Below are 10,703 nucleotides of genomic sequence, written 5' to 3'. Positions count from 1 at the left end.
GTCTAATGAGGTACACCCCCCTTTCATCCCCCCTTGGTAAGGGGGGACAGAGGGGGGTAATTTTTGTACCTCACTAGGTTGGAATTTGCTGTATGTACTTGAAAATATATAAATCACCAAAAAGCTTATAGAGCCTGAACTTCACACTATAAACAGTGTCTACAAAGTTAGAAAAACTTATATAGGACTCAATTAGGAATCAATCCCTAAGTCTGTTGCGCTTATTGATACGTTGAAGACTTGTACTGGAATGTAATCTATAGCAGTCCTAAATGATTTACAAACACCTCTTCCTTGTCTTCCTTGTCCTCCTTGTCTTCCTTGTCTCCCTTGTTTGGATCTCAAATAGGATTGCTATATAACGAACTATATAACCAGCTTATAGTACGTTGATTACATCAAATAGTGGAAATTACCAAGTACGTATAAATGTGCGAACCCACAAAACATACGAAAAGTTAGCACGAATGAGAAAAGGGTTACAAGGACAATTATGACAGTTAAAACAGTTAAGCCAAAAAATATATCTTAAGAATGAAATTTTTATATGTTGTGTTAGCGTTTTTTTCTCCTTATAGAGAGTTAATAACCGCTACAAATAATGGTATTAGCTTTGGATGTAATGTTGAATAACACAGTAAGTACATTTTTGCATCTATTTAGTGAGATGAATTAATCTCTACCGAGAGGAAGTTTGTACAAATAGCGAAAGTAAGTAAGCTAATAACAACAGTATGATGTTAAATGCTGTTATTATAGGCAAGTAAAATTCTGCTGCTGAGTTTCTCTTCGTTCAACCCAATCTACGAAATGAGAAAGAGTCAGAAGTCAGAACCCAGAATTGGTGAATATCCCCACGGATAAATTCGGGGGCTTTAGACCGTTATTCATTCACGCCTACGCACGATTGTGTTCATTCTGACTCCTGGCTCCTGACGGAGTAAATTCTTCTTTGGTAATGTCACTAATAACAAGGATGCAATTGTATAGTTAAAAGAGTGTTTGAAAAATTTTGAGGAGTCAAATTTTACGCATAAGTACTTCAGCAAAAATATTTATACATTTTATGATATAATTAGGCAGAAAAACAGAACATAAGTACCAAGAGCTATTTATGCGTTTTATTAGAGGACTAAGTAAAGAAACAATCAAGATGTTAAACCGGATTTATAAGTCAAGCAAGTATCATCAAGTAAGACAACGAGCGCTGCGGCATTAAATTAAGTTACGAAGGATATAAAATCAATGAATTAATACAAATATTTAATGTGAGCCGTTTGACAATTACCAATTGGCTGGATGATTGGGATACATATGGACTAGTTGGATTATACGATAAAAAGGGAAGGGGAAGAAAGTCAAAATTAAATGATGAGCAACTCGAACAAGTTAAGAAATGGACTAAACAAAATCCCAAGAATTTAAATCTAGTTAGAAGAAACATTAGAGAAGCGTGGGACATTGAGGTAAGTAAAGACACAATTAAGAGAATATTAGAATTATTAGACATGAGTTGGCATCGAATTAAAAGAGGAGTAGCCGGACAGCCAGACCCATTTGTATACAAGAGGAAAAAGCAAGAATTATCGGAACTGAAAAAACAGGAAGATAGAGGAGAAATAGATTTAAGATATGTAGATGCAACGGGTTTTTGTTTATGTTCCTATGTTCCGTATGCATGGCAAGAACAAGGAGAAGAAATCATCGTAAAAACCCAACAAAGCAAACGGATAAATGCCCTAGGATTTTTAAATAGAAAGAACGATTTAGATGTCTATTTATTTGAAAAGAGTATTAACAGTGACGTGGTGATAGCTTGTATTGATAAATTTTGTGAGTCTATAGAAAAGAAAACTGTATTAGTTCTAGATAATTCCTCAATCTATACAAGTAACGCTCTCTTGGATAAGCAAGAAGAATGGAAAGAGAAAGGATTAACCCTGTTCTTCTTGCCTACTGACTCTCCTGAGTTAAATATTATTGAGATATTATGGCGTTTTATCAAATATCAATGGTTAGAAATAGATGCATACTCTAGTTGGAAAAATTTAGTTGAAGCCGTAGAAGATATCTTTCGTCAGTATGGAGAAAAATATATAATTAATTTTGCATAACTACTTACGACCACCATCCCAAAATATGTGCCTGTTGTGGCGAGAGTTTAAGTGGAGAAGATTCCAACCCCTATCGCCACCAAATCGTTGAGATTCCACCCTTCGGGTTCGCCAGTTGCCTACGGAGGGAAACCCTCCTTCAGCACTGGACTCACCGATTGAACCAATTGTTGTAGAACATCGCTTGCATCAATTGACTTGTGCCAAATGTGGAACACAGACTCGTGCAACATTACCCGACGACGTTAACCCCACCGGGTACGGAGTCAGAGTTGTTGCTGTTGTAGCACTACTGAGTGGACTGTACCGCAATAGTCAACGCATGGTACAAAGTGCGCGATTCAGAGTTATTTGAGATCCCAATGTCGTTGGGAACGGTCAATAAACTGAGACTGGAAGCAAGCAATGCAGTAAGATATTTTTCCTTCCTCTGAAATCCTAAAAATCATAAACTACGAGAAAACCCTCTTTGGTGAAGGACTGGCTAGGGCTTGGAGTATACTGGAGGCTCAAGATGAAGCTACCCAAGCAGATACTGCAATTGATTTACTTTTCAAGCTTAAATACAAGCCAGAGCTAGCTTACCTGCCTGAAGAAAAAATGTTTTAGAGGTAGGAGTTTAGAGTTGTATAATCATTTTTGACTCTTCTTTTCTTTTGCCTAAAACTCGAATTATGGCCTTTAAAGAACTAAGTAATAAGTTAAAAAATATTTATAAAGGTTGAACTCACGGTATGTTACAGTCTACAAATCCATCCTGTGTGAGAGAAGATACTTCCTCCCTCGATCGGGACGTGGAAAGTGTCCGAGTGGAAGGTCAGAAGGTATCCTCCACTTCCATTTGTTCTTCCATCCAACGCTATCGCAAAAAGCATACCATATTTTCTCATTATATTCCCTTGTACCACCCAAACTTTGGTATATCTTCTTCTGAACGCTAAAACCAAAGTGTCCCTTGCTTGCATACACCCAAAGTTGGTCGATAATATGGAGGTCTGAGCATGGAAAATTTTCTATATCTCGTACATCTAAATACCTCTCTCTTTCTCTACCTGCAACCTGGAGCATTACTTTTACTGTTTCTTCATCAGCTGTTTTCCATTCTCCACTCCATAAGTAATCAGCAAGTTGACTGTATTTAGATGGTAATTGAAACTTAACTAGACGAATTCCACTTTCTGAAAAGTTTTGGTCATCATTAATAGAATACTGATTTATTTCTTCTTCTTTAGGTAATCGATAATGAACTGCCATTTCACTTAGCTGATTACCAAGCCTGCTTCGATACCATTTTCCCAGCCACGCATAAAATCTTAGTGCATTTTCCCGACTGATTCCTGTAATCGTTTTTTTGGCATCTCCTACTGGAAATCTCTTGCTTTGCCAGTGTTGAGGCTGACGTGGTTCTTCTGTTTCATCAAGAAACAGCTGATACTCAGCACAGGTAATATAGCTACTATCAATTTCTAATTCCTCATTAATTCTTACAAAATTCTTGAGTCGCCTTATTAGTCTTACTTGAGCTGCTAATTTAAAAGTTTCTAGGTCAGTTGATTCTAATCCCTCTTCTAGCCTCTGTATTAGTTGTTGCCGAACTTTGGCATCCACTCTTAAACTCTCTTCCAAACAATCGAAAGCTAATGCCATCACATTAACTGATAGAGACTGCATATCTAAAACTGCACGAATTAGTGTAGTAGCATCGCTTTGGGCAGCATAGAGGCGAATGGTTTCTGCCCACCAAGAATTGCTAAAATTCCTAATTAATAATTTCTCGTTCTTAATTTTTTTTATCTGAGATGCTGCTAAATATTCTTGAAAACTCAAGTGAGCAAATTGATAAAATTGTTCCTCATGTTCTACTAACAATCCACTGACATCACGAATATACTCGATAAACTTTTCTGGCTTGACCTTATCATTGACCTCATCACTAACTACAGTCTGCAACAACCTTTGTATGCAAGGAATCTCAGTCGATAGTTTAGACTTAGTATACCTTTGTATCCAATCAATCCCATCAGCCACTTTAAACTCAGTAATTGTCTGCTGCATTAGCTTAAGTGCCAATACTTGCAAGACAGATTGTTTGTTCTTGTCTGTTAGTGTATCGAGAAGCTCCTTTTCTTTCTGCCGCTTTTCTAGTAAAACCTCACACATCTCCTTGTAAAGCTCAACTCGTTTTTCGGGCAACGTTCTATTTTCAAGACTTAACTTGTGGTGAACCGTAGAAATCATTGTCAAAAGCAATGGATTCACCGCCATTGCTGATAATGAAGAGCTATTTCTAATCCTATTTATTAAATCTTTAGATTGTTTTTGAGCTTGCTTCTCTATTTTTAAACTCTCATCATTAACAAGTCTTATTTTCTCTGTTTCCAAATACCATTTATGAATAAAATTGCGAATCTGCTCTAAGTTAAATGATTGCACTTCTAGGACTATGCCTGCGTTTTTTAGGCTCGCATCTCGATAGCCGCGTGGTCGAGAAGTTAAGAGAAAAATATTTTTATGATAGCTTTTTATTTGTTGGTCTACCCAAGCAGTGACCTGTTTTCGCTGGGATTCATCTGCTACTTCATCCAAGCCATCCAGCATTATTAAACATCGACCTTGCTGTAATTCTCTTGAAAACCATCGAGATAATGATTGAAGCGTTTGATTTTCTTCTAATAGTTGTGTAAAAAATACTGTTTGCTCTAGTATTTTAGAGATTTTTTGAAGATGCACCGCCGCAGAGCTAACGAAGTGTTCAAATTTGAACACTTCGTAGCTGAAGTGCGATCGCGCTTCCGCCGCACACCTTAACGTGGGGACAATCTCAGCAACAACATGAGTAATTTATTTGTGGCTAACCCTCTTTTGTCATTTTGGGAGAATCCAATAGCTGAAAGGGTTACGGGGCTTTAGTTTCCACCTTTCATCTAGAAATTTTAGTTTCTGGAGCGAAAATAAAGCCTCAAATTTGGACTAAATCAAGGTTTCAGAAATTAGCTTCGATTATTGTTTTCCGGGAGTGACAAAAGAGGGCTAACGAATTCTATAACGACTTCTCCACTATTAATCTCTGGATAATCGTCTAAGAAGTCATTATATACAGTGCGAATCGTTGAGATTGGGTCTGGATCATAATTAGAAATTATTACTACATCAGGGGAATCAGGGTTTACGTACTCTTTAGTGAAATCTAGATCGACGTATGTGCCGTTAAACTTATTGAAAATGTCAATCCTGTTAAACCCACCGAAGACTTGTTCAGAAATATTTTCTAAATAGTTAAGGTCAGAGATTACCATATACGACACTTTGAAAAACATTATTAATAATATTTCATATCAGGTATGTATTTGAATATTTAACTACTATAAAAGATATTAAGAATATTGTTTTCATTGTCTGAAGGATTGGTGGTGTGTCCAGCGTGGGAGCGGTAGGAAGTGAGGGTAGGGATAGGAGTAAGGGATGGATATCGGTGGTGGGGGAATGGTAGGGGAGTAGGTGCGATAAGCTGGGTACGGCTTGCGCGTTCGAGCGCTCGCGAGAATGGGGCAAAGAATTTCCACACCATACCCCTGATAGAAAGTCAATAGTTTTTGAAAAATGATGCCTTGCAACCGATTCTTTGGACGTAGAAATATGGGTTAAAATGCTGGGGAGGGCAAAACAAAAATGCTCTGCCAAATACAGAGCATCAAAAGAAGGTTGGACACAACATCAGTAGCTTGACTTAACTTTCAACCGGAAAATTTAATTTAGAAATTACACATAAATAAAGCGAACTACTTGTAAGAATCACTTAAGTGTGAATCTTCAGTTTCCAGACCAATCAAGCGATAGATAAAATCAAAAATCTTTTTCATAACTAGTTCCTCATTGGCTTTCATGTTATTCAAATTACAGACACAAAATGAAGAACTCGTGGAGATGAGAAAATCTGTTGCACAGTGAGTGTTGTTGCCATCGCATTCCCCAATCCCCTAGGTTCACCCAAGCACTGCTTCGTCACAATTTATGCAGCTGCTACCTCTTGCCGAGAGAACAATGACACTACAACACCGCCAACCAGAGACTGTAAACGCTCAATCAACTTTGCCCAGCCTGCTTTGGCACCCTAATCTTTAGAATACGTATTATTAACGGGAAAAGTAAGGTCTTGGCTCACTTAATTATCATTTCTATATCATTTCTATCTATCTTTAGAGATATTGACAAAATACACTTGATTTTCAATTATTCCAAATGCTCAAACCCTAATTGAATAATTCGTCAGAATTCAGAATTCAGAATTCAGAATCGATTTGGTTGGGGATTCCGACCCACAACCAATCATTAACCACCAAATTTACAAAAAAAGAACTCAGTCGTCAGTCGTCAGGAGCCAGGAGCCATTCTGATTTCTGGATTCTGAATTCTGACTTCTTCACCCGTTTATTCATCCACCAGTCGCGTAACCTTCATTCTGAATTCACTGCAGTGCCGCCTGAATTCTTTCTTGTTAAATTGATATTAAATGCTTACTTAACTTTCTTAACTGTCTGAAATGTTTTTTAAACTGTCTTAACTTTCCTTCTATTCTCCTGAAAATTGTGAAATATTAAAACTGTGAAATGTACGCTCGATAACATTAAAGGGGCTTTCACTAAAGTATTTGTCACGTTGGACACTTTAACCCAGCCACTACATGTGCTGCTGCAATAGTATTCTGCTTAAGTCTAATGTCTTGAGGCGAACGCTGTTGAGCTTCCGTTGTCTTGTGCGTTGACAAAACCTGTCCGCATTCATTTTCAAAATTTAGTAATTTCAAGGGTTTTTAATTATGGCAACCACAATATCTACCGCAACACAAAGCAATTACCCTGCCACAGGAACGCATTACTACCTCATTGCTAAACACAGTGGTAAAGCATTAGCTGTAGATGGAGCGCAGACAAAGGATGGAGCAAATGTTCTGCAATGGACTAACCAAAAAGCCGCTCACTTCCAATGGAAATTAGAAGATGCAGGTAATGGCTATTTCTACCTGATTGCCAAACACAGTGGTAAAGCATTAGCTGTGAATGGACAGAGTACAGCAGATGGTGCTAATGTCCTTCAATGGCCTAACCAACAAGCCGATCACTTCAAATGGAAATTAGAAGATGCAGGTGATGGTTATTTCTATCTCATTGCCAAACACAGTGGCAAAGCATTAGCTGTGGATGGCGCAAATAAAGCCGATGGTGCTAATGTCCTTCAATGGCCCAACCAACAAGCCGATCACTTCAAATGGAAATTTGAGTCTGCTACACTACCTGCTGTAGGAAAAGACTACTACCTCATTGCCAAGCATAGTGGTAAAGCTTTAAATGTAAAAGATAGTAGTACTGCTGATGGAGCTAATGCCATTCAGTATCAAAAAGAAGATTCCGATAACTCCAAATGGAAATTAGAAGATGCAGGTAATGGCTATTACTATCTCATTGCTAAACATAGTGGCAAAGCATTAGCTGTGAATGGACAAAGTACAGCAGATGGAGCAAATGCTGTGCAATGGCCTAACCAACAAGCCGATCACTTCAAATGGAAATTAGAAGATGCAGGTGATGGTTATTTCTATCTCATTGCCAAACACAGTGGCAAAGCATTAGCTGTGAATGGACAGAGTACAGCAGATGGAACCAATGTTGTGCAATGGCCTAACCAACAAGCCGATCACTTCAAATGGAAATTTGAGGCTTCTACATTACCTACACCAGGAAAATACTACTATCTTGGTAATAAGAAGAGTGGTAAACACTTAGACGTAACAAGTAGTAGTACTGCTAATGGTGCTATTCTTCAGCAATACACTCTACATAGAGGTGATAACCAACAATGGCTACTGGAAGATGCTGGAGATGGTTATTACTACCTTATTTGCAAACTAACTAGCAAGTATGTTTCTGTAGTTGGTGGTAATACTGCTAATGGAGACAAACTACACCAGTGGGACAGGGTACAAGGTGCTGATGACCAAAAATGGAAACTGGAAGATGCTGGTGAAGGCTATTTCTACCTTATCAATAAGAAAAGTGGTAAGTATGCCTCTATAGTTAGTGGTAGCATTGATGAATCAGCTGACCTCCAACAGTGGGACAGGGTACAAGGTGCTGATGACCAAAAATGGAAATTTGAGGCTGTGTAGTTAAATCTTTTACTTCTTGTCTTCAATTCAACACTTGTCGGTTAAACGTAAAAATACGAAAACACGTTTGTTAGATTGAGGAAGGAAACCGAATGGCACTAAGTTAAGACACAACCCTTACCCTAACTGGTTCCCAGCCTCTAGGCTGGGATAATTTGCTCGCATTTTTGGTGTATTACTTAAGCCTAATCAACTCACCATCCAATTCGTCGAGTTCGTATTCCGCTACAATGTCGCTACCATCTTTAACTATTGCGATTGCGGTAGTATCCTGCCAAAGACTATCTTCAATATTTTGTGTTGTAGCTACTTTTGCATCAAAGATAATTGTCTTGCGTTTGCTGTAAGTGGATACTGTCGTCGTTGTCATAGGTGTGGGTGTCGTAGTTGCTGCGACAGATTTAGCACCTTCCAGCTTGATTACTTGAGTAACGCTTCCCCGACCTTTGTTGTGGTGATATCCAAGACCTTTCTCAAGGTTGTAGTCTGTCACTTGCAATCTACCTTCTGTAGACTCCAGATAATTTTTTAGAATTGACGAACGACATCCTGTTAGTTCCTGCAATACTTTGGTGTTGATAGCCCACATCGTGTCTGCACTATACTGGCGCTCGTTGTACGCTTTCACAGCTTCTACAGCTCTTCTAATTTTCTCATTGCCACTATAGGGAGTATTAGAACCAAACAATTTATCATTGCTGATTTGGCTTAAATCTTTTTCCATTGCTGGTTTTTGTGGCTGGTCAGTTGTGGTTTCAGTAGTTGCGATTTCATTAGTAACAACTTTAGCAATAGACGATTCAGCAACAGGCGCTACAAGCAATTGCTGAATAACTTTTTCAATCGTTTTTTCTGCCAGCATTTTTTCAATGACTTTCTCAACTGGTATTTCAATCATTTTCTCTACTACCTTTTCAACAGGAACTTCAACAATCTTTTCAACAATTTTCTCAACAGGAACTTCAACAATCTTTTCAACTGGCTTCTCTACAACTGTCACCACCTCCTTAACTAACTTCCCTTCTTCAAATTGCTTACCAATCTGAGCTAGCCGTATTAATTCTTCAATTCTGCTTACTTGGTCGGGGAATGGTAAGAAGTCTTGATTGTCAATTAAATCTTTAGCGGCTCTAGTCATTCGTACACGCGGCTGGACCATCTCTTGAGTCGGCGTACCGGGTTTCTCGTTAAGCCGATCCAACCACTGACCCTGTACCACTGGCTTACCATCTTTATCAGCAACATAGTAATCCTCATAGTTTGCGGCTTCTCCATCTCCCTTGTGTCCCAGGTTGTCTTTGATAAATGAACCAAAGGATTGTGTGTGACTACCGAATAGATAGAACGCGATCGCGGCGTGAGCAGAGCGTAGGTCATGGCTTGATATTTGGTTGTCTCCGTGTGGAGGCTGTAACAACTCCCCAAACAACTCACGCACTTTTCGGTTAACTGATTTATTTTGACGGCTATCTGTTGTGACCTGCAATCATAAATCGTCAAACCAGCACTTCCCGACATTTTTCAGCCAGGATTATTTGCAACTGAAATTACGTCTTAGCCAGGATTAGCTGCAAATGAACCCGACTGTTGCAACTGAACCTGCAATCATGCAAACAAACCAGGATTAACTGCAACTAGACTTGTGTTCAGAAACTCATGGAGCTACCGAATAAATTTACTTTGAATTTTTTACCGACTTTCTTGACTACACGACAGGTGGTAAATGGTTGATTCAGTCTAAAAACCAGCAGTAAAATAAACGGTAGTTTTCTTTACCACTAGTTGCATTTAATCCTGGTCTTTGACGAAATTATTGTGCTGACATTTCGGGGTGGTTTTTTTGAGCCATCTGCTAAACTACCGTATGGTGGAACTTTCGGTTAGTTGCAATTAATCCTGGTTGAAGAGGATGATTGCAGGTTCAGTTGCAATTAATCCTGGCTCAGTTGCAGCTAATCCTGGTTTGGTTACTCCCTTAATTGCAAATAATCCTGGTTTGAAAAAATCTTGATTGCAGGTTTTGGCATTTATAATTGCAGGTCGCAACACTTAGTAGCGATGGCTGGGTGTTTCGTAGCGTCTTTCACCTCAACCTGTTATGTATGCAAATATAACCAGTTACAAGTAGGGGCGTCAAGTGGTTATAACTAGTTATTGCATCGAATTTAACCGGATGTTTTCGCAAATTCTACGAGAAATCTCTATGGTTCCGGTTTGTCTCAGTAGTAGCTATATTTAATACCTCGGTGTGTGGCACTTCTGCTTTTGGTTTATATAAAAGAATGGGGGAAGTGCCACAGTGCGGAGTGAGTATGAGTTAGCAAATCCGACATTATGTCGGTTTTGGGTGCGATTGTGTAGTTAGTAGATGGGCTGCTCGGAAAACAACTAACCCCAGTCATGGGCGCTGGGGTGTGGGAGTGGGG

General features: G+C 38.8%; 4 protein-coding genes and 1 pseudogene. 3 read left to right on the top strand and 2 right to left on the bottom strand.

Annotated features, from left to right (window positions below):
• The first annotated feature begins 1,114 nt into the window (after positions 1 to 1,114).
• Both F7734_RS58485 and F7734_RS62750 read left to right on the top strand, forming a co-directional pair.
• Positions 1,115 to 2,114 (top strand): annotated as a pseudogene (locus tag F7734_RS58485) (IS630 family transposase).
• A gap of 115 nt (positions 2,115 to 2,229) precedes the next feature.
• Positions 2,230 to 2,469, top strand: coding sequence for a hypothetical protein (locus F7734_RS62750; protein WP_207714467.1), 240 nt, complete (start codon positions 2,230 to 2,232; stop codon positions 2,467 to 2,469).
• Positions 2,470 to 2,858: 389 nt separating this feature from the next.
• On the opposite strand, the gene F7734_RS66610 is transcribed toward F7734_RS62750, so the two are convergent.
• The gene (locus F7734_RS66610) at positions 2,859 to 4,880 is read right to left on the bottom strand and encodes a GUN4 domain-containing protein (RefSeq protein ID WP_155753331.1); all 2,022 of its coding nucleotides are present in this window, start codon (positions 4,878 to 4,880) and stop codon (positions 2,859 to 2,861) included.
• Positions 4,881 to 6,930: 2,050 nt separating this feature from the next.
• On the opposite strand from F7734_RS66610, the gene F7734_RS58470 reads away from it, so the two are divergent.
• Entirely contained in the window at positions 6,931 to 8,277 is a 1,347-nt protein-coding gene (locus F7734_RS58470) for an RICIN domain-containing protein (RefSeq protein WP_155753329.1), read from the top strand.
• A 175-nt stretch (positions 8,278 to 8,452) separates the two neighbouring features.
• Here F7734_RS58470 and F7734_RS58465 read toward each other — a convergent pair whose 3' ends face one another.
• The gene (locus F7734_RS58465) at positions 8,453 to 9,763 is read right to left on the bottom strand and encodes a protelomerase family protein (protein WP_155753327.1); all 1,311 of its coding nucleotides are present in this window, start codon (positions 9,761 to 9,763) and stop codon (positions 8,453 to 8,455) included.
• Between the last annotated feature and the right edge of the window lie 940 nt (positions 9,764 to 10,703).

Source organism: Scytonema sp. UIC 10036 (genome assembly GCF_009725235.1).
This window is presented reverse-complemented; position numbering and strand designations above follow the sequence as displayed.

Bases quoted from the DNA above. Each gene is read 5' to 3' on its own strand.
- F7734_RS58470 (WP_155753329.1), top strand. From the start codon at position 6,931: ATGGCAACCACAATATCTACCGCAACACAAAGCAATTACCCTGCCACA.